Source organism: Nocardia sp. NPDC059236, assembly GCF_042754085.1.
GTDB lineage: Bacteria > Actinomycetota > Actinomycetes > Mycobacteriales > Mycobacteriaceae > Nocardia.
Genome location: NZ_JBHZAF010000002.1, coordinates 837888 through 857682, shown reverse-complemented (window position 1 = coordinate 857682; position 19795 = coordinate 837888). Strand labels below are relative to the sequence as shown.

15 protein-coding genes and 1 tRNA gene are annotated in these 19795 nt (G+C 69.9%); 3 read left to right on the top strand and 13 right to left on the bottom strand.

Annotated features, from left to right (window positions below; translation table 11 throughout):
- Positions 1-30: 30 nt before the first annotated feature.
- The 7 genes from pknB to ACFXIV_RS08975 all read right to left on the bottom strand — a co-directional run bounded on the left by pknB (position 31) and on the right by ACFXIV_RS08975 (position 10108).
- Positions 31-1929 (bottom strand): Stk1 family PASTA domain-containing Ser/Thr kinase, encoded by a 1899-nt coding sequence (gene pknB / locus ACFXIV_RS09005; protein ID WP_354847406.1) that lies wholly within the window; start codon positions 1927-1929, stop codon positions 31-33.
- Positions 1926-3521 carry a protein kinase gene (locus ACFXIV_RS09000; RefSeq protein WP_379392948.1) on the bottom strand — a complete coding sequence of 532 codons (1596 nt, stop codon included), beginning with the start codon at positions 3519-3521 and terminating at the stop codon, positions 1926-1928. Before ACFXIV_RS09000 ends, pknB begins: the two co-directional genes overlap by 4 nt.
- Positions 3522-3555: 34 nt before the next feature.
- The gene (locus ACFXIV_RS08995) at positions 3556-5031 is read right to left on the bottom strand and encodes a peptidoglycan D,D-transpeptidase FtsI family protein (protein ID WP_379392950.1); all 1476 of its coding nucleotides are present in this window, start codon (positions 5029-5031) and stop codon (positions 3556-3558) included.
- A complete protein-coding gene (locus ACFXIV_RS08990; RefSeq protein ID WP_379392952.1) occupies positions 5028-6494 on the bottom strand; it encodes an FtsW/RodA/SpoVE family cell cycle protein in 1467 nt (488 codons plus the stop codon). Before ACFXIV_RS08990 ends, ACFXIV_RS08995 begins: the two co-directional genes overlap by 4 nt.
- Complete coding sequence (locus ACFXIV_RS08985; protein WP_379392954.1) at positions 6494-8002, bottom strand: PP2C family protein-serine/threonine phosphatase; 1509 nt, start codon at positions 8000-8002, stop codon at positions 6494-6496. Before ACFXIV_RS08985 ends, ACFXIV_RS08990 begins: the two co-directional genes overlap by 1 nt.
- Positions 7999-8466 (bottom strand): FHA domain-containing protein, encoded by a 468-nt coding sequence (locus ACFXIV_RS08980; protein ID WP_040862589.1) that lies wholly within the window; start codon positions 8464-8466, stop codon positions 7999-8001. The genes ACFXIV_RS08985 and ACFXIV_RS08980 overlap by 4 nt, the downstream gene beginning before the upstream one ends.
- Positions 8467-8674: 208 nt before the next feature.
- Positions 8675-10108 (bottom strand): DUF3662 and FHA domain-containing protein, encoded by a 1434-nt coding sequence (locus tag ACFXIV_RS08975; RefSeq protein WP_379392955.1) that lies wholly within the window; start codon positions 10106-10108, stop codon positions 8675-8677.
- 293 nt (positions 10109-10401) lie between these two features.
- Here ACFXIV_RS08975 and ACFXIV_RS08970 point away from each other — a divergent pair.
- Positions 10402-10487 (top strand) — tRNA-Leu (locus ACFXIV_RS08970).
- 820 nt (positions 10488-11307) lie between these two features.
- Here the strand turns inward: ACFXIV_RS08970 and ACFXIV_RS08965 are convergent.
- Positions 11308-12360 carry a stage II sporulation protein M gene (locus ACFXIV_RS08965; protein WP_379392957.1) on the bottom strand — a complete coding sequence of 351 codons (1053 nt, stop codon included), beginning with the start codon at positions 12358-12360 and terminating at the stop codon, positions 11308-11310.
- A 73-nt stretch (positions 12361-12433) separates the two neighbouring features.
- Between ACFXIV_RS08965 and ACFXIV_RS08960 the strand changes: the two genes are divergently transcribed.
- Positions 12434-13234: an RDD family protein gene (locus tag ACFXIV_RS08960; protein ID WP_379392959.1), complete on the top strand. Its 801-nt coding sequence runs from the start codon at positions 12434-12436 to the stop codon at positions 13232-13234.
- Here the strand turns inward: ACFXIV_RS08960 and ACFXIV_RS08955 are convergent.
- From ACFXIV_RS08955 to ACFXIV_RS08935, 5 genes are all read right to left on the bottom strand, one after another.
- Positions 13212-14507, bottom strand: a complete 1296-nt coding sequence (locus ACFXIV_RS08955; protein ID WP_379392961.1) for a DUF58 domain-containing protein — start codon at positions 14505-14507, stop codon at positions 13212-13214. The two genes, ACFXIV_RS08960 and ACFXIV_RS08955, sit on opposite strands and share 23 nt — an antisense overlap.
- A 3-nt stretch (positions 14508-14510) precedes the next feature.
- Positions 14511-15530 carry an AAA family ATPase gene (locus ACFXIV_RS08950; protein WP_379392963.1) on the bottom strand — a complete coding sequence of 340 codons (1020 nt, stop codon included), beginning with the start codon at positions 15528-15530 and terminating at the stop codon, positions 14511-14513.
- Positions 15506-16597: a DUF4129 domain-containing protein gene (locus tag ACFXIV_RS08945; RefSeq protein WP_379392965.1), complete on the bottom strand. Its 1092-nt coding sequence runs from the start codon at positions 16595-16597 to the stop codon at positions 15506-15508. Before ACFXIV_RS08945 ends, ACFXIV_RS08950 begins: the two co-directional genes overlap by 25 nt.
- Positions 16594-17469 (bottom strand): hypothetical protein, encoded by an 876-nt coding sequence (locus tag ACFXIV_RS08940; RefSeq protein ID WP_379392966.1) that lies wholly within the window; start codon positions 17467-17469, stop codon positions 16594-16596. The genes ACFXIV_RS08945 and ACFXIV_RS08940 overlap by 4 nt, the downstream gene beginning before the upstream one ends.
- Before the next feature lie 75 nt (positions 17470-17544).
- Positions 17545-18117 (bottom strand): TetR/AcrR family transcriptional regulator, encoded by a 573-nt coding sequence (locus tag ACFXIV_RS08935; protein WP_379392967.1) that lies wholly within the window; start codon positions 18115-18117, stop codon positions 17545-17547.
- Positions 18118-18195: 78 nt separating this feature from the next.
- On the opposite strand from ACFXIV_RS08935, the gene ACFXIV_RS08930 reads away from it, so the two are divergent.
- Positions 18196-19764: an MFS transporter gene (locus ACFXIV_RS08930; RefSeq protein WP_379392969.1), complete on the top strand. Its 1569-nt coding sequence runs from the start codon at positions 18196-18198 to the stop codon at positions 19762-19764.
- The last annotated feature ends 31 nt before the right edge of the window (positions 19765-19795 follow it).

Here is a 19795-nt window from a genome sequence, read left to right as displayed (position 1 = left end):
GAACCCCCTGTTCTCACAGTGGAATCGGCATCACGGCGGGCCGAGCGAGAGCACGCCGGTCGTGATGGTCACCGTCTGGCTCTTGCCCAGCGGCGAGCCCGCGGTCGGCTGCTGGGCCAGGATGCGCCCGACCTCACCCGCGTTCAGAGTGCTCATGTTGTTCTGGCTGACCTGCCCGTTCCAGCCCTTCTGCCGCAGCATGTCCACGGCCTGGGCCGGGGTCATGCCGCGCAGGTCGGGCATGGTCAGCTGGTCGCCGCTGGAGACCTGCACGGTAATGCTGGAACCCTTGTCGGCCTGGGTGCCCGCGGGCGGATTGGTGGCGATGACCGTGCCCTTGGGCTGGTTGTTCGGCACCTCCTGCACGGTCACCTTGAAACCGGCGGTGTCCGACAGCGTCGACTGCGCGACGTCGATGGACTGGCCGACCACATCGGGCACCCGCACCTTGTCCGGGCCGGAACCGAGGGTGATGGTGACCTGCCCGTCGGAGTCGATCTTCTGCCCCGCGTCGGGGGTCTGCCCGACGATCTTGTCCTTGTCCTCGGTGCTGGACGCTTCCCGCTTCACATCCGGATTCAGCCGCAGCCCCTGGGAATTCAGCTGCTGTTCGGCCTGCTGCTGGGTGAGCCCGGCCAGTTTCGGCACCGGCACCTGCTGCGGGCCGGCCGACACCTGCAGGGTGACGGTGCTGCCCTTGTCGACCCGCGAACCGCCCAGCGGCTGGGTGGCGATCACATTGCCCTGCGCCACCTTGGGATCGTTCTTCTGCTGAATGGCGACCGTGAAACCGGCTCGCTCCAGATCCCGTTGCGCCAGTTGGTAGTTCTGATTGGCCACATCCGGCACCGCGACCTGATCCGGATGCGAGCCGGGTCCGATCAGCATCCACAGCAGACCGCCGACCGCGGCGATCGCGGCCACCGCGAGCACGGCGATCAGCGCCGTGCGCCGGCGCGGGCTCGCCTCGACGATCTCCTGCTCGGTGGTGTCGTCGCGGCGTTCGACGGTGCGGTAGCTGCGCGGCGGCGGCAGTTCGTCGTCGAAGCTGCGGTCCTCGTCGGTCATCACCATGGGCGCGGTGGGCTTCTGCCCGCCCAGCACCCGGATCAGGTCGGCGCGCATCTCGGCGGCGGTCTGGTACCGGTTGGCCGGGTTCTTGCTCATGGCCTTGAGCACGACCGAGTCGAGTTCGCGCGGCACGCCCGGATGCACCTGCGACGGCAGCCGCGGATCCTCGCGGACGTGCTGGTAGGCCACCGCGACCGGCGAGTCGCCGGTGAAAGGCGGTTCGCCGGTGAGGATCTCGTAGAGCACACAGCCCACCGAGTACACGTCCGAGCGGGCGTCCACCTGTTCGCCGCGGGCCTGCTCGGGCGAGAGGTACTGGGCGGTGCCGATGACCGCGGCCGTCTGGGTCATGGGGTTGGAGCTGTCGGCGAGGGCCCGCGCGATGCCGAAGTCCATCACCTTCACCGCGCCGGCGCGGTTGATCATGATGTTGGCGGGCTTCATGTCCCGGTGCACGATGCCGTTGCGGTGCGAGAAGTCCAGCGCCGCACACACATCCGCGATGACCTCCATGGCGCGCCGGGGCGGCAGCGGGCCCTTGCCGCGCACCAGGTCACGCAGCGTGTCGCCGTCGACGTACTCCATGACGATGTAGGGCAGCGGGCCGCCGTCCACCTCGGCCTCGCCGGTGTCGTACACCGCCACGATGGCCGGATGGTTGAGTGCCGCCGCGTTCTGCGCCTCCCGCTTGAAGCGCAGGTAGAACGTGGGGTCGCGGGCGAGGTCGGCGCGCAGCACCTTGATGGCCACATCCCGGCCGAGCCGCAGATCCCGGGCCTTGTGGACCTCGGACATGCCACCGAACCCGATGATCTCGCCCAGCTCGTAGCGGGAGGAGAGGTTCTTCGGGGTCGTCATGGCAATCCTTGCTGCGGGACTGTGGATGAATAGGGGTCGGACTCGTAGACAGGACCGCGGTTACTGCCGGGACTTACTACGCCGGGAGTCACCCCGCCGGGATTCCCGCCGCCGGGACTCACTCCGCCCGGGTTCGCTGGCAATGATGGTATGTCGTTGTTCGGCCAGGGCCAGCGGCCGGTGGTGGTCGGCCGTGCCGAGGTGGTGGTCTTCGGCACGGTGGTGGTGGGCGGCACGGTCGTGGTGGGCGGTGGCGTGGTCGTCGGCTCGGGTGTGGTGGTCGGCGGCGGCTCGTAGGTGGTCACCGGGGGCGGCGGCACCGGCCGTTCCCGGGTGGTCGTGGTCTGCGGGGGCGTGGTGGTCGGTGTGATCACCGGGGGCGCCACCACCGCACTGGTGCGGGCGGGTGGCGTGGAGTCGTGCGAGGAGCTGCTCATCAGCACGATGGCGGCGGCCGCGCCCAGAATGAGCGCGCCCACGCCGAGCCCGGCGATGGCCTTCTGGCCGGCGGTGAATCGCCCGGTCTCCGGGTCTTCGGCGCCGGTGACGGTCATCGGGCCCACCGGGGTACGCGGTCCCGGCATCACGGTGGTCGCGGAGGCGGGCGGCTCGGCGACGCCGCGCATGGGCGGCGGCGCGTACCGGCTGGTGGCCTGGTCGGCCCGGGCGCCCGGAATGATCATGGTCGGTCCGGGCGGCAGCACCCGGGTGGCGCCGGTCATCGACGGCACGGCCGGAATGCCGCCGGGCGGCGTGGGCCGGCGACCCGAGCGCACCGCGGCCACCGCGTCGGCGAACTCGCCGCCATTGGTGTAGCGCTGGCCCGGATCCTTGGCCATGGTGATCTCGATGAGCTCCCGCACATTCGGCGGCAGATCGGCGGGCAGCGGCGGCGGGGCCTCCCGCACGTGCTTCATGGCCACGGTCAGCGCGCCGTCACCGGTGAACGGCCGGGCGCCCGAGAGCGCCTCGTAGCCGACCACGCCCAGGGAGTACACGTCGGAGGCGGCGGTGGCGTCCTCGCCGGTGGCCTGCTCCGGTGCGATGTACTGGGCGGTGCCCATCACCATGCCGGTCTTGGTGACCGGGGAGGCGTCCACCGCCTTGGCGATGCCGAAGTCGGTGATCTTCACCTGACCGGTCGGGGTCACGAGGATATTGCCCGGCTTCACATCCCGGTGCACCACGCCCGCCAGGTGCGCGACCTGGAGCGCGCGCCCGGTCTGCTCGAGCATGTCCAGACCCTGCGCCACCGAGAGCCGGTTCAACCGCGACAGCACCGCGTTGAGCGGTTCACCCTGCACGTACTCCATGACCAGGTAGGCGATTTCGCCGCCCGACCCGTCCTGCGTCTCGCCGTAGTCGTAGATGCTCGCGATGCCCGGGTGGTTCAACTGCGCGGTGGTCCGCGCCTCGGTACGGAAGCGCTGCCGGAAGGTCGGATCGGCGGAGAACTCCGCCTTGAGCACCTTCACGGCGACCCGGCGGTCCAGCCGAGTGTCCAGCGCTTCCCAGACCTGACCCATGCCGCCGGTCGCGATCAGCCGCTGCAGCCGGTACCGGTCTGCGATCATCGCACCGTTGTTCAGCATTCGTGACCCTGTCTACCTTGCACTTTCATGTCGTTCAGCCCCCCAGTCCGGCATCCAGCACCGCTCGCGCGATCGGGGCGGCCACGGAGCCGCCGGTGGCCGCCAGCGCCCGGTCGCCGCCGTTCTCGACGATCACCGCGATCGCGATCTTCGGGTTCTGCGCCGGCGCGAAGGCGATGTACCAGGCGTGCGGCGGCGTGTTGCGCGGATCGTTGCCGTGCTCGGCTGTGCCGGTCTTCGACGCGATCTGATACGAGCGCGGCTGCGTCCCTCCCTGCGTGTTCTTCTCCGACTCCAGCATCAGATTGGTGATCTGGGTGGCCACCTGCGGTGTCACCGCCTGGCCCACCGAGGTCGGCTTGGTGGTCTCCAGCGTGCTCAGATCGGGCGCCTGCAGCTGGTCCACCAGAAAAGGCTTCATCCGCACGCCGCCATTGGCGATGGTGGCCGCGATGACCGCATTGTCCAGCGGGGTGAGCGCGACGTCGCGCTGGCCGATGCTGGACTGGGCCATCGCCGCATTGTCGGGAATCGTTCCGACGGTGCTGTCCGCCCAGGGGATCGGAATATTGGGGTGCTGGGTTCCGATTCCGAACGCGCTGGCCTCGTCCTTGAGTTTCGCGGCTCCGACCTTCATACCGAGCTCGGCGAAGGCGGTGTTACAGGAGTACTTGAAAGCGTCGGTGAGAGAAGCGGTTTGGGCGTCGCCGGGACCGCAGTGGCTGCCGTTGTAGTTCTCCAGCGTGGTGGTGGTGTCGGGCAGCGTGATCCGCGGCGCCGCGGTGAACTGGTCGTCGGGCTTGGCGATGCCGTTGGACAGCGCGGCCGCGGTCACGATCACCTTGAAGGTGGAGCCCGGCGGATAGGTCTGCGAGACCGCGCGATTCAGCATCGGCTGGCGCGGATCCTGCTGCAGCTGCTCCCAGGTCTTCTGGGTGGCGGCGCCGTCGTGCCCGGCCAGCAGGTTCGGGTCGTAGGACGGCGTGGACACCATGGTCAGGATGCGGCCGGTGCTGGGCTCGACGGCCACCACCGAACCGGTCAGGTTCTTGGCGGTGAGCTGGTCGTAGGCGACCTTCTGCATGACCGGGTTGAGCGTGGTCACCACATTGCCGCCGCGCGGATCCCGGCCGGAGATCATGTCGATGAGCCGGCGCCCGAACAGGCTGTTGTCGGAGCCGTTGAGCACCGAGTCCTCGGCGTGCTCGAGTTGGTTGCTGCCGTACTGCATCGAGTAGTAGCCGGTGGCGGGCGCGTAGGCCAGCGGATCGGTCGGGTAGGTGCGCAGGTACTTGTAGCGGTCGTCGGTGGCGACCGACGAGGCCAGCACCGTGCCCGCCGCGGAGATCTGGCCGCGCTGACGCGCGTACTCGTCCAGCAGGACTCGCACATTGCGCGGATCGTTGCGCAGGCTGTCGGCCTTGAACACCTGCACATAGGTGGCATTGGCGAGCAGCGCGACGATCATCACCATGACCGCCAGCGCCACCCGGCGCAGAGGCGTGTTCACGCGCCACCCCCCTCGACCTTGCGCAGCAGTTGAGTCGACGCGTCCGCGATCGGCTCCGCCCGCTTCCGGGCGGGCGCCGGCCGGCGGGCGGCATCGGACACCTTGATCAGCAGGCCCAGCAGCACATAGTTGGCCAGCAGGGACGAACCGCCGTAGGACATGTACGGCGTGGTGAGACCGGTCAGCGGAATCAGCTTGGTGACGCCGCCGACCACCACGAACACCTGGATGGCGATCGTGAAGGACAGGCCCGCGGCCAGCAGCTTGCCGAAGCTGTCGCGAATGGCCAGCGCGGTGCGGATCCCGCGAATGGTGAACACGCAGAACAGCATCAGGATGGCGGTCAGCCCGATCAGGCCGAGCTCCTCCCCGATGGCGGAGATGATGAAGTCGGTCTTGGCGAACGGCACCTGCGAGGGCCGCCCGCTGCCCAGCCCGGTCCCGGCCAGGCCGCCGGTGGCCAGCCCGAACAACGACTGCGAGATCTGGTAGCCGGTATTGGAGTAGTCGGCGAAGGGATGCAGCCAGGTCGAGAACCGCACCCGCACATGCCCGAAGGCGAAATAGGCGAACACCACCCCGATGGTGAGCAGCACCAGCCCGACCGCCACCCAGCCCACCCGCTCGGTCGCGATGTAGAGCATGCACAGCACGGTGGCGAAGATGAGCAGCGAGGTGCCCAGATCCTTCTCCACCACCAGCACGCCCACCGACAGCACCCAGACCAGCAGGATCGGGCCCATGTCGCGCATGCGCGGCAGCTCCATGCCGAACACGTGCTTGCCCGCGCCGGTGAACAGGTCGCGCTTGGACACCAGCACACCGGCAAAGAACACGATGAGCGCGATCTTGGCGAACTCACCGGGCTGAACACTGAAGCCCGGCAGGCGAATCCAGATCTTCGCGCCGTTCACCTGCGAGTACCGGTCCGGCAGCACCGCGGGCAGGGCGAGGGCGATGACCCCGATCAGGCCGAGGGTGTAGGCGTAGCGGGCCAGGCTGCGGTAGTCACGCAGCGCGATCAACAACCCCGTGAAAACCACCATCCCCAGCCCCGTCCACAGCACCTGCTGGTTGGCGTCGGGGGAGGGGATGGGCAGGGAGGCGAACGCGGCGTCCTGTGCCTGCGCCAGGTCGATGCGGTGGATCACCACCAGGCCCAACCCGTTCAGCAGGGCCACGATCGGTAGGAGGACCGGATCCGCGAAGGCCGCGAACCGCCGCACCGCCAGATGCGCGACGCCGAACAATGCCATGTACGCGGCACCGAGTTTGGCGATCTCCCAGGTGATCGCCTGCTCCTGACTGGCCTCCACCAGCACCAGCGACACCATCGTGATGACGGCCGCCAGCCCCAGGAGCAGCAACTCGACATTGCGCCGGGTGGCGGGCGGCGGCGCAGGAGCGAATCCGCCCGGTGGACTGGGAAAAGCCCCAGTGGACGGCGGTGCCGGTGCGGACATCAGTCCGCCGTCCTGCAGTTCTGCCCCGGAGTCTGCGGTGCCGTGGTGGTGGTGACAGGAGCGGTCGGCTGGTCGGTCTTGCGGGGTTCCAGCGGGTGGTTCTCGCCGGTCCGTTCACCGCCGGTGAGGCTGCCGGGCGCGGCCGGAGCGGCCGGGGTGGTGGTGACGGGTGTGCCCGGCTGGTTGGGGTCGGCGGGCGGCGGGACCGGCGTGGTCGACGGAGTGACCGGCGCCTGCTGCTGCTTCTCGCACGGGGGCAGCAGTTCGCCCTGCACCAGGTTCCGGATCTGCTTGACGGCGTCGTCGCGGGAACCGGGCGGCAGGCCCTTGTCGACCGAATCGCGGCCGCTGGGGCGGAGATCGTTGCGGGTCAGCTGGGCACAGCCGGAGGGAAACTTGTCGCCGGGCGCGGCCAGCGTCAATTCGCCGCCGCGCGTGACGCAGCCGACCTGGTCCACATCGCGGATGGAGTAGCCCAGCACCGAACCGGGCAGGCCGCGCAGCACGACCACCTTCTCGCCGTCCACGCCGACGTAGTAGTTGCTGCGAATCATGTTGTAGCCCACGGTGAGTCCCGCGCCCACCGCCACCAGCAGGGCCAGCGACAGCGCCAGCCAGCGCAGCTTGTGACTCTTCTTGGGCGGTTCGGGTTCGGGCTGCGGCACCGCGCGGCGCGGCGTGGCGCGCGGCGGGCGCATGGCGGCGGCCCGGCCGGCGGCGGTGTTCGGCGGGGGAGTGTCCTCGTCCTCGCCGGAGGCCGCGCCCGCCACGATCGGGTGGCTCTGGCCGTAGTCCAGGTCGATGACGTCGGCGACCACCACGGTCACGTTGTCGGGACCGCCACTGCGCAACGCCAATTCGATGAGCCGGTCCGCCGACTCGTCGGTGGTGCCCTCGCGCAGCGTGTTGGCGATGGTCTCGTCGCTCACCACGTCCGAGAGGCCGTCGGAGCAGAGTAGATAGCGGTCCCCGGCACGCGCCTCCCGCACCACCAGGGTGGGGTCGATCTCGTTGCCGGTGAGCGCCCGCATGATCAGCGAGCGCTGGGGATGAGTGTGGGCCTGCTCCGGGGTGATCCGTCCCTCGTCCACCAGCGACTGCACGAAGGTGTCGTCGCGGGTGATCTGGGCCAGCTCACCGCCTCTGAGCATGTAGGCGCGGGAGTCGCCGATGTGCGCGAGGCCGAGTTTGCGCCCGGCGAACAGGATGGCGGTGAGCGTGGTGCCCATGCCGTCGAGTTCCGGCTCCTCCTCGACCTGGTCGGCGATGGCCGCATTGCCTTCGTGCACAGCACGATTCAGCTTGCCGAGCAGATCGTCGCCGGGCTCGTCGTCGTCCAGATGCGCCAGGGCGGCGATCATCAGCTGCGAGGCGACCTCACCGGCGGCGTGGCCGCCCATGCCGTCCGCCAGCGCGAGCAGTCGCGCACCTGCGTAGACGGAATCCTCGTTGTTGGCTCGGACGAGACCACGGTCGCTGCGCGCTGCGTAGCGGAGAACAAGTGTCACGATCGCAGCTCGATCACTGTCTTGCCGACACGGACAGGGGTGCCGAGTGGAACTCGGACCGGAGTGGTGACCTTCGACCGGTCGAGGTAGGTCCCGTTGGTGGAACCGAGATCCTCGACGTACCAGTCCTCACCGCGCGGAGACAGTCGCGCGTGGCGGGTGGAGGCGTAGTCGTCGGTGAGAACCAGTGTGGAGTCGTCGGCCCGCCCGATCAGCACCGGCTGTGTGCCGAGCGAGATGCGGGTGCCGGCGAGAGAACCCTGAGTCACCACGAGATATTTGGCGCCCTTCTGGCCCCGGCGAAATGATGGGAGCACCGCGGAACCGCCTGCGGCCCGAGGCGCGACCCGGAGGCCGGAAGCCGCGTAGATATCGCTGCGCAGGGTCCGGAGCACCGCCCACACGAACAGCCACAACAACAGCAGGAACCCCGCACGGGTCAATTGCAGGATCAATCCCTGCACGGTGCTCCACCTCCTGTTCGACCGTGTCGTGAGTACGGGGCAGTTACGGAGGTGTGGCTCCGTGACCCCCAACCGGTGTGTTGCTGGTCAGCGCGGCCAGAGTCCGCCGCGAGCATTGGCAGCATCATAGGGCCGTCGACCGGTTGCGATCACGATACGACCGAGGAATTCCCAGCCATATCGTGACCTGCACCGCGAGCTTACGGGATCAGACGATCCGGATCAGGATCTCGGAATGTCCGGCGCGGATGACATCCCCGTCGGCGAGCTGCCAATCCTGGACGGGAGACCCGTTGACCAGCGTGCCATTGGTCGAACCGAGGTCCGAGAGCATCGCGGTCTGGCCGTCCCAGCGAACCTCGATGTGGCGCCGCGAAACTCCCGTATCCGGCAACCGGAAGTGCGCGTCCTGCCCGCGGCCGATGATGTTGCTGCCCTCGCGCAACTGGTAGGTGCGGCCGGAGCCGTCGTCCAGCTGCAGCGTGGCCGAGTAGCCCGAGCCGCCGCGCGCCGGCGCCGCGCCGTAGCCGGCCGGCTGCTGGCCGTAGCCCTGCTGCTGTCCGTACCCCTGCTCGTCGCCGTAGCCGGCCTGCTCCTGGTACTGGTCGTAGCCCTGCTGGCCGTAGCCCTGCTGCTGGCCGTACCCCTGCTCGGCATAGCCCTGCTGACCGTAGCCGCCCTGGTCGTAGCCCTGCTGGCCGTAGCCCTGCTGCTGGCCGTAGGCCTGGTCGGCGTAGCCCGGCTGCTGGCCGTAGCCGCCGCCCTGCTCGCTGTAGGCCTGGTCGTAGCCGTGCTGCTGCTGGCCGTAGGCCTGGTCGGCATAGCCCGGCTGCTGGCCGTAGGCCTGCTCGGACTGACCGTAGGCCTGCTCGGACTGACCGTAGCCCTGCTGCTGGCCGTAGCCCTGCTCGGCGTAGCCGCCCTGCTGGCCGTAAGCGCCGCCCTGCTGCTGGTTGTAGTCGTAGCCGTTCTGGTAGTCGCCGTAGGCCTGCTCGGACTGGCCGTAGCCGCCCTGCTCGTAGCCCTGCTGACCACCGCGGCCGTACTCGCCGTAACCCTGCTGACCTTGACGGCCCGCAGGCGGGGGCGCGTACCCGCGGTTCCGCGGATCGGACTCCGCGGGCTCACGGCTTGGGTCGTAGCCTGAGTTCTGCGTCATGGGGCCAGCTCCTGGTTGCGGGTTGGGTCGTTGTGGGCGTCCAGGTCCCGGTGACGGGCCTGCCCGCCCACCCGCGTCCGGATCGACCCGGCCGCGTGTCCTGAACTGTCCGGTGTGCAGCGTAGGGGATGCCTCGAACTCCACGTGTACTTCACCGTAGGTCTGCCACCCTTGCTCGCGGATGTAGTCCTGCAGATGCTTGGCGAAAGCACGCTTGGTGAGCTCGTAATCCTGCGTGGCGAGATCGCGATCCGGCTGTCCCTCGCCCTGGACGAGCTGCCGTAGATCCGACTCGTTGACGGTAATGGCATAGCTGTTCGGAGCCAGCAGATGCCCACCACCGAGATCCTGGATGTGGTCGGCGGCCTCGCGCTGCAGTGCGGCCTCGACCTCCTGGGGCACGACACTCCCGCCGAAGGCGCGGGCGAAGACATCGCCGACAGCCCCCTGGAGACGGCGCTCGAATCGGGAAACAATTCCCATGCCCCCTCCCTTCTCGGGTCCTGCCCGCTCCGGTGCGGGAGCGTGCGTCGTGTCATCTGTCCGATCGGCCGTGACGTGCGCGATGCGTCCTTGAATAGCAACACGCGGACATGGCGTGTCGCCGCAAGGACACGGTGATTGCATGATATCCACGATCGTCCACACCTGTAACTCTTGGCGGCGAGCCGAGGTTCCCGGGTCGAACGCGGATCGTGATCGCCCCTCCGCACCCCCGATAACCAGGCGATTTCGTTTTGGTGCAAACCCCGTGATACGTTTCTTCCCGTCGCTCAGGGCGAGTGGCGGAATGGCAGACGCGCTGGCTTCAGGTGCCAGTGTCCGTAAGGACGTGGGGGTTCAAGTCCCCCCTCGCCCACCACGAGGAAGGCCCTCGATCCGAATCGGATCGGGGGCCTTCTTCTATGTCCGGGTTCGACCGTGCCCGGGTTCGGCGTCCTGCTGCCCGGGTTCGGCGTCCGGGCCGGGCGTGCGATGTCGGATCGGCATCAGTGTGGCGCCCGGTGGCGGCCCGCGCGGGCGGGGTCGCGGCGCGAATCCGCACGGTGTCGGTTCCACTCAGCGAGACTCGAAAAGCCGCTGCTCACAACGGATGTGACGAAGATCGCACACCCTGTTCGGGGTTACCCGCCGAAGGCGTTGCCAGGGGGCGTTTCGGGGCCTTCGCGGGGGCGAAAATCGTTTGCCAGAAGATGCCGAATTGGGTATGCGCCCGATTACAGTCCAGTTATGCCTGATGATCATTTGGCGAAAGCCATTCGAAACAAACTTGAGGTTTGTTTAACCTTGGGTGATCGGTGGGCAATCGGCCTGAGCTGGGGCAAAACGCCAGCTTAACGGTGGTTGAACCGATGGTGAGCGGAAAATTTGCGAGTTTTTGGCAAACCAACTGACGGGGTTCGAAACGCATCGCGCGTCAAGGTTCGAAAGGGGTCTCGAAACGCGACCGCGTGGATAGTTTCGGACCCCTCCGCAGACCGCCCGCAAAGCGTATGCCGGGAATTAGCGATCTTGTCGGGTTCCTCACTGGGAAAGGGTGTTTCGCCTGGTCGTCTTATACGTCCGGTGGGCAAGTCGGAGGTTGCGTAGCCATAACGATTGTGTAGAGTCGTCGGCAACGCTGGCCGCAGCTGAGCCGGACTCGCTGCGGCCAGTGGAAATCAATCCGAACGGTGCCGCGACTATGAAGTCGCCACTCCCACAACCCGTTCCGGACCCTTCTCGATCGAATAGCCCGTGATGTGCTCCGGGTGATCGTTCGCTTCCCGCTCCGACCGCAGGCGCTCCTGCTCCCGCACCGCACCGCGGCCGCGCCCGAATACATAAGCCAGGAAACCGAGTTCGGCCAGCGCGCCGATGCCGACCCGGACCGCCGTGGGCAGTCCGCTGGGTGTGACGAAGCCCTCGAGGAAACCCGACACCAGCAGCACGCCCACCAGCCCGAGCGCGATCACCGCGGTCGCCCGGCCCTGTCGCGCCAGCGCCTGCGGGCGGCTCTCCCGGCCCGGATCGATCAGCGTCCAGCCCAGCTTCAGACCCGCCCCGCCGGCCACGAAAATGGCTGTGAGCTCCAGCATTCCGTGCGGCAGGAGCCAGCCGAAGAACGGGCCCAGCCGCCCCGCCCCCGCCATCAGCCCGGCACTGATACCGAGGTTCAAGGCGTTCATGGACAACAGGTAGACGGCGGGCAGGATGAGCACCCCGAGGAAGAGCGCCATGGCCGACACCCACGCGTTGTTGGTCCACACCTTGGCGGCGAAGGCGTCGTGCGAGTGCTCGTAGTAGTAGGTCTCGAATTCGCCACCCGGGCGCGTCAAGGCATCTGTATCCGTATCCAGGCCGAGATGCCGGCGCGCGGCCTCCGACCTGGCCACCCACGCGGCCAGCCCCGCCGACCCGAGCAGGAACACCGTCGCCACCGACAGCCACCAGGGCCAAGCCCGGTACACGGCGGCCGGGAACCGGTGCGTGAAGAAGTAGGCGATCTCCCGCGGCGTGTCGAAGCGGGCGCTCAGTATCCGGCCCCGCGCCCGGGTCAGCACCGCCGACAGCCCGGCAACGAGGTCCGGATCCGCCTCCCGGGTCTGCAGGCGGGCCAGCTGCTGCGACGCCAGCCGATACAGCCGCACCAACTCGTCGGCCTCCGCACCGGTGAGCCGCCTGCTCCGGGAGGCCAGCTGATCCAGCCGATCCCAGGAGGGCCTGTGCACAAAGGTGTAAGCGTCCAGATCCATGAGTACCCCTCCTGCGCCGACGCTGACAGAATGCTATCCATCGCGATCCCACGGGGCGGAGGAAGACGACCTCATGGCACTGTTCACCACCGGCGAAGCCGTGGCCGTCGAGCTGCCGATCGCGCGGATCCCCACCCGGGCCGCGGCCTTCCTGCTCGACCTGCTGCTGCAGGCCGTGATCGGAACGGTGCTGGCGCTGCTGTTCGAGGCGCTGCTGGTGTGGATCGGCGCCGATTCCGCGTGGCGCGACGCCGCCGTGCTGGTGGCCATGGTGAGCGCGCTGATCGGGTATCCGGTGCTGTTCGAGACGTTTTCGCGCGGGCGCTCGGTGGGGAAGATGGCGGTCGGGCTGCGCGTGGTGCGCGCCGACGGCGGGCCCATCGACTTCCGGCACGCGGTCACCCGCGGACTGGCGGGGATCGTCGACTTCTGGATCATGGGCACCGGGCTGATCGCCGTCGTGGTGTCGCTGTGCTCGCCGCAGGCCCGGCGGGTCGGGGACGTGCTGGCGGGCACCGTGGTGGTGCACGACCGCAGCCGACTGCCCTTCGCCGCGCTGGCCGCGCCGCCGCCCTGGCTGGCGGGCTGGGCGCGGCAGCTCGATTTGTCCGGTCTCTCCGATGAATTGGCGCTGTCGATGCGTCAGTACCTGTTGCGATTCCGCACCCTGACCCCGGAGGTCCAGGACCGGTTGGGCCGCACCCTGGTCATCGCGGTGTGCATGAGCCTGCGCACGCCGCCGCCGAACGGCTATCCGCCGCTGCAGATCCTGGGCGCGGTGCTGGCCGAGCGGCAGCGGCGGGCCATCCCGCCGCCGCCCCTCGTGCGGCAGTACCCGACGGCCGTGCCGGTTACAGCGCTCCGGTCCGCTTGAGTTCCAGGTATTCGTCGGCCAGCGCCTCCGGCAGCCGGTCGGGTGCCTCGGCGATGACCCGGACGCCCATGCGGCGCAGCGTCTCCCGAGCCACCGCGTGCTCGGCGATGACATTCTCGGCGGCGGCCGCGGCATAGAGGTCGTCCAGGCCGGAGCGGCGGGCGGCGGCGGCCGCCACCTCCGGATCGGTCACCGCGACCACCAGCACCCGATGCCGCTCGGTCAGCACCGGCAGCACCGGCAGCAGGCCCTCCTGCACGGTGGCGGCGTCGAGATGGGTGAACCACACCACCAGGCTGCGGCGGCGGGCGCGCTGCAGCGTCGCGCGCAGCACGCCCTGATAGTCGGTGTCGACCAGTTCGGGCGTGAGCCCGGCGAGCGCGTGCATCAGCTTGATCTGCAAGCGCTTTCCGCCGATGCCGCGCACCTCGGTGCGCAGCCGGCGGTCGTAGGCCAGCAGATCCACCGAGTCGCCGCCCGAGGCGGCCAGCCCGCCCAGCAGCAGGGCCGCCTCGATGGTGGCGTCCAGGCGGGTGCCGTCGCCGACCCGGCCGGCGCTCACCCGCCCGGTGTCCAGCAGCATGACCACGTGCCGGTTGCGTTCCGGACGCCAGGTGCGCACCAGCACGTCATTGGCGCGGGCGGTCGCGCGCCAGTCGATGGTGCGCACGTCGTCGCCCGCGACATACTCACGGAACGAATCGAATTCGGTGCCCTGCCCACGAATCGTGGTGGTGTTGCGGCCCTCCAGATGCTGCAGCTGCCGGACCTTGGAGGCCAGCAGCCGCTCACTGCGGAACGGCGGCAGCGCGCGCAGCCGGGCCGGGACCTCGCGCCGCACCTGGCGGCCGGCCATGCCGAGCGGGCCCAGCAGACGCAGCGTCACCGGGCCGGCCACCCGGTCGCCGTGATAGTCCGGCGTCAGCTCGGTGTGCAGCCGAATCCTGGTGTTGGGCGGCAGGTTCAGGGCGTGGGTGCGATGGCGGGCGTGCGCGCTGGGCGGCCAGTCGTCCCACAGGGTGCCGCGCACCGGCCGGGCGCCGTCGTTGAGCACCGCCAGTTCCACGTCGATGCTGCGACCGGTGCGCACCGTCGTGACGGGGGCCCGCGAAAGCTCCAGCGCACCCGGCGATCCCAGCAGCAGCAGATCGGCCGCGATCAGCGCGACCAGCGCCAGGGTGGCGAGCAGCACACCGAGCCACGAGGGCAGCGCCAGCGTGACGAACAGGGCCGCGAGCACCGCCGCGGCGGCCAGCCGGCCGGTGACGACCACGGTCTACACCGGAACGGGGACGGACATCAGCAGCGAGGCCAGCACGCCCTCGGCGGTGACGCCCTCCACCTCGTGCTCGGGCCGCAGGTGCAGCCGGTGCCGGAGCACCGTCGTCGCAACGGCTTTCACATCGTCGGGCGTCACATAGGCGCGCCCGTTCAGCCAGGCGAAGGCCCGCGCGGCCGCCATCAGCGCGGTCGCGCCGCGGGTGGACGCGCCGTGCGCCACGGCCGGGGAGGTGCGGGTGGCCCGGCACAGGTCCACGGTGTACGCCAGCACCTCGGGGCTGATGGCCACCTGCGCGACGGCGGCCCGGGCGGCCGCGATGTGCGCGGGACCGGCCACCGGGCGCAGACCGGCGGCGTTCAGATCGCGCGGGTCGAAGCCCGCCGCGTGCCGCTGCAGGATGCGGAATTCGTCATCGCGCCCGGGCAATTGGACGTCCACCTTGAACAGGAACCGGTCCAGCTGCGCCTCCGGCAGCGGATAGGTGCCCTCCTGCTCGATCGGATTCTGGGTGGCGACCACCACGAACGGATCCGGCAGCGGCTGCGGCACGCCGTCCACCGAAACCTGGCGCTCCTCCATGGATTCCAGCAGCGCCGACTGCGTCTTCGGCGGGGTGCGGTTGATCTCGTCGGCCAGCAGCAGGTTGGTGAACACCGGGCCGCGGCGGAAGGTGAACTCGGCCGAGTGCGGATCGTAGATCTGCGAGCCGGTCACATCGCCCGGCATCAGGTCGGGGGTGAACTGGATGCGGGCGTGCTCCAGATCCAGCGCCGTGGCCAGGGCGCGCACCAGCAGCGTCTTGGCCACGCCCGGAACGCCTTCCAGCAGTACATGGCCGCGGCACAGCAGCGCCAGCACCAGGAACATGACGGCGTGGTCGTTGCCGACCACCGCCTTGCCGATCTCGGCGCGCAGCGCCAGCAGCGCCTGCTGGGCGTCCTGGGCGGTGGGCGCGTGGTTGGTGTCCACGACGTCCTGGGAGAGTTCGGTCACAAGACCTCCGCTTCGATCCATTCGAGTTGTGCGGCCACGAGTTCCAGGGCGACCCGATCGGCGACCGGGTCGTACAGGGTGGCGCGGATGACGGCCGGGTCCGCGCCGGTGCGGGCCGTGATGGACCCGACCACCAGTTCCGCCGGGGTGTCGGCGGTGACGCCGAGCGCGGGCCGCAGCCGGCGCAGCGACGCCGCCCGCAGTTTGGCGGCCACGTGCTCGTGATCGCGAGATTTCCGGTACAGCCCGGCCTGTCCGGCGAGCAGCTCGTGGGCCGGGGCCTCCACCGGCAGCGGTTCGCGCACGATGGCGCCGCGGCGGCGGCCGCGCCACCACAGCACGGCGACCCAGGCGATGAGGAACTGCAGACCGCCGAAGGCCAGCCATCCCGGCAGCTGCTGGAAGATGGAGTCGCTGCCCGCGCCGAAGTTCGGCGGCGGCACGTCCGGCCGGTTGGGCGGCGGATTCGACGGTGGCGGCGGCGCGTGGGTCGGCGGCGGGGTCGACGGTCCGGACCCGGCATGGGTGAGCACGTACACCAGCACCACGACCGCCAGCACGGCCACGACCGCGGCCCAGAAGCGCCAATCCTTCAGCAGCTGCGGCAGTTCCGCGCGCTCGCGGTCCTCCTTCTGCTCGGCGACCTTGGTCTTACGGGTCCGGCGCCGCTCGGTGATCTCGGCCGGGCCGGCCTTGGGCGGCGGCGCGATCGAGAACCGGTCGGCCTGTTCCAGCTGCCGGTACTCCGCCTCGGTGGCGTAGCGGCCGCCGTAGACGACCTCGTCGAAACTGTGTGCCGCCGAGGGCAGTTCGACCGCGTCGGGGATCGCCGCGGTGGCGGCCCGCGCGGTTTCCCGGGCCGTGCGCGCCCGCTCCTCGTCGAGGATGCCGCGCTGCTCCAGCCCGCGGGTGACGGCGCGGTACCGCTCGCGCAGCGCGGCACCGAAATCGCCCCGCCGGGCGGCTTCTTCGGCCGCGGCCAGGTGCGCGGCGGCCGGACCCAGAGCGGGCTCGGGCGGAGCCGCGCCGACGAGATTCGGCGCGGCACCGGCGATCTCCGGCCCGGGCGCCCGGTTGGTCCCGGTCATCGGCCGCTCCCGCCGGGCACCCGGATGTCCCAGGCCTCGCGGCGGCAACGCCGGTCGACATAGGTGACGACCTGCGTCGAGGACTCGACCAGCTCCGCGACCGCCACGATGAGCAGCGTGGCGGTGATGATCAGCACTGTCACCGTCCAGCGCCGGGTGCCGGAGAATTCGGCGGTGAACTGCGGCAGCGCCAGCAGCGGCACCACCAGCACGAGCAGCAGCCCGCGCAGGTACAGCCACAGCCCGACCAGCTGCCATTCCGTCCCGCCCGCAAGCAGTTTCGCGCGTCGCGCCGCCACGCCGTAGGTGGCCGACTGATCGAAGATGGTGGGCACCAGCGTGAATCGCCGCCCGCGCAGCCAGGCCAGCCAGATCACCGCGGGCGGCACGGTGAACAGCAGGGGAGTGCCGACCGCCAGCACGCCGATACCGATGAGCGTGTACATCACCTGATAGCCGAGCAGCGGACCGGCTTCCGCGGCCAGCCGCCGCAGCGTCCCGCGCCAGGTCGCCGGCCTGCGGTACACGACCGCCAACCCGATCGGCACGGTCACCCCGCGGACGAACAAGCGGACCGACCAGGCGCACAGCAGGGTGACCAGCACCGCGCCCCAGAGGGTGCCGCGGTCGGAATTCCCGCTGGCGACGGCCGCGAGCACCGTGCCCGCCACGGCCACCACCGAGGCGACCAGCACGGCGACGCCGAGCAGGCCCGCCAGGGTCTTGATCCGCGCCTGGATCAGCGCGAACGGGAGGTCGAGGAGTTCGCGGAACTGCATCGGGCGAATCGGCACAACCACCGGTTCGGTAGAAGTCGGTTCCCCCACCGAGCCGGTCGGCGAACCGACGGAGTCGGCGACGGTCGGCAACACGCGGCCGAGTCTATCCGGACCAGCGTCTTCGGTCGCCCGATGCGCGTCCGGGCGGTGAACTTCGCATCCCGGGTGTCAGGCGGTGGGTGTGCCGGTCTCCAGCAGCCGGGCCACGACCCGGCGGTAGAGCCCGGGTTCGATCGGCGGCAGGCCCAGCAGGGCGCGCAGATAGACGCCGTCGCCGACCAGGCGCACGATCTCGGCCCGCACCGGATCCTCGATCTCGTTGTCCAGGGCCGTCTTCCAGGACCCCATCACCTCGGCGAGGGCCCGGTCGGTCTCCGCCCGCGCGGCGTCCTGCGGCGCGTCGACGCTCCGCATGGCGGCCAGCATCGATCGGTACAGGGCGAGCTCGACGGCGTCGGCGTCGTCCTCGGGATGCGGAGCCTGCAGATACCACTCGGCCACCGAGCGCCCCTGTGCCACCGCGGCTCTCACCTGCTGATCGGCCCGGTCGGTGACGCGGCGAAGCAGTCCGGCGAGCAGTGCGTCCTTGCTCTTGAAGTGATAGAGCAGCCCGCCCTTGGAGACGCCCGCGGTGGCGGCCACATTGTCCAGGGTCACCTGGGACAGGCCCTTGTCGAGCAGCAGGGTTTCGAGCGCGTCGAGGATCCGGTCGCGGGTGCCGGCGGGATCGCGTGTGGTCACGACGATTGACTGTACCGTCTGGACGGTTCAGCATGCTACTGTACCGTCTGGACGGTTCACCACCGAGAGAGAAAGCTCATGAGCACCCACGCGACCGCACGTTCCGGAACTCCCGTGACCATCGACCGGCAGCCCACCGCGGTGCCGCCGAAGGCCCGGCCCAGGGATTGGGCCGGGCTCGGCGTTCTCGCGCTCGCGCTGCTGCTGATCTCCGTCGACGCCACCGTGCTCGACCTGGCGGTCCCGGCCATCAGCGCGCACCTCGCGCCCACCACGCCGCAGCTGCTGTGGATCATCGACGTCTACTCGTTCGTGCTCGCGGGCCTGCTGGTCACCATGGGCACCGTCGGCGACCGCATCGGCCGCCGCCGCCTGCTGCTCATCGGCGCGGCCGGATTCGCCCTGGCCTCGGCCGTCGCGGCCTGGGCGGTCAACCCCGAGATGCTCATTGCCGCACGCGTTCTGCAGGGTGTCGCCGGTGCGACCCTGATGCCCGCCACGCTGGGCCTGATCCGGTCCATGTTCGCCGACGCCCGCCAGCGCACCCTGGCCATCTCGGTCTGGGGCGCCATGGCCGCCTCCGGCGCGGCCTTCGGTCCGCTGCTGGGTGGCTGGATGCTCGAGCACTTCTGGTGGGGCTCGGTCTTCCTGGTGAACCTGCCGGTCATGGCGCTGCTGCTGGTCCTGGCCCCGGTCCTGGTACCGGAGTCGCGCGACCCCAACCCCGGCCGCTTCGATCTGATCAGCGCCGGCCTGTCCATGCTGGCCCTGATCCCGATCGTGTACGCGGTCAAGGAGTTCGCGGCCCACGGCCCGAGCCTGAACCTGCTGATCAGCGCCGGTGTCGGCGTGGTCGCGGGCGTGGTGTTCGTGCGCCGGCAGCGCGGCCTGTCCGCCCCGCTCATCGACCTGGACCTGTTCCGGCTGCCGGCCTTCAGGGCCGCGGTGTTCACCAACCTGCTGTCGGTGTTCGCGCTGGCCGGCGTGCTGTTCTTCGGCTCGCAGTACCTGCAGCTGGTGCTCGGCAAGTCGCCGCTGGCGGCCGGTCTGCTGCTCATTCCGGGCACCATCGGCTCCATGCTGGGTGCGCTGGCCGCGGCCTGGTTGGTCCGCTACTGGCGTGCGGCGACGGTGCTCGCGGGCTCGCTGGTGACCGTCGCGATCGGAGCGGGCCTCTATTGGCTGCTGCCCACCGATCCCTCGGGCTCGGTGACCCCGTTCATCGTCGGCTTCCTGCTGATCGGCCTGGGTGAGGGTGTGGCCCTGACGGTCTCGGCCGACATGATCGTCAGCACCGCGCCCGAGGCGCGCGCCGGTAATGCCGCCGCCATCTCGGAGACGGCCATGGAGATGGGCATCGCCCTCGGCGTCGCCGTGCTGGGCAGTGCCGTCATGGCGGCCTTCCGCCGCGGTCTGGACCTGACGCACGTCCCGTCCGGCCAGGCGGACGCGGCCCGCGAGTCGCTGGGCGGCGCGATCGAAACCGCCCGCGCCCTACCGCAACCCGCGGCCGGGGAGCTGCTGAACTCGGCGCACTCCGCCTTCGTCAGCGGCATCCACCTGGCGGCCACCTCCACGGCTGCCATCCTGGTCCTGACCGCTGTCGTCGCCTACCGCTCGGCAACGCGGAAGTCGCCGGCGGCGTGATCGAAAGGCTGTGGCCCGGATGTTTCCGTGT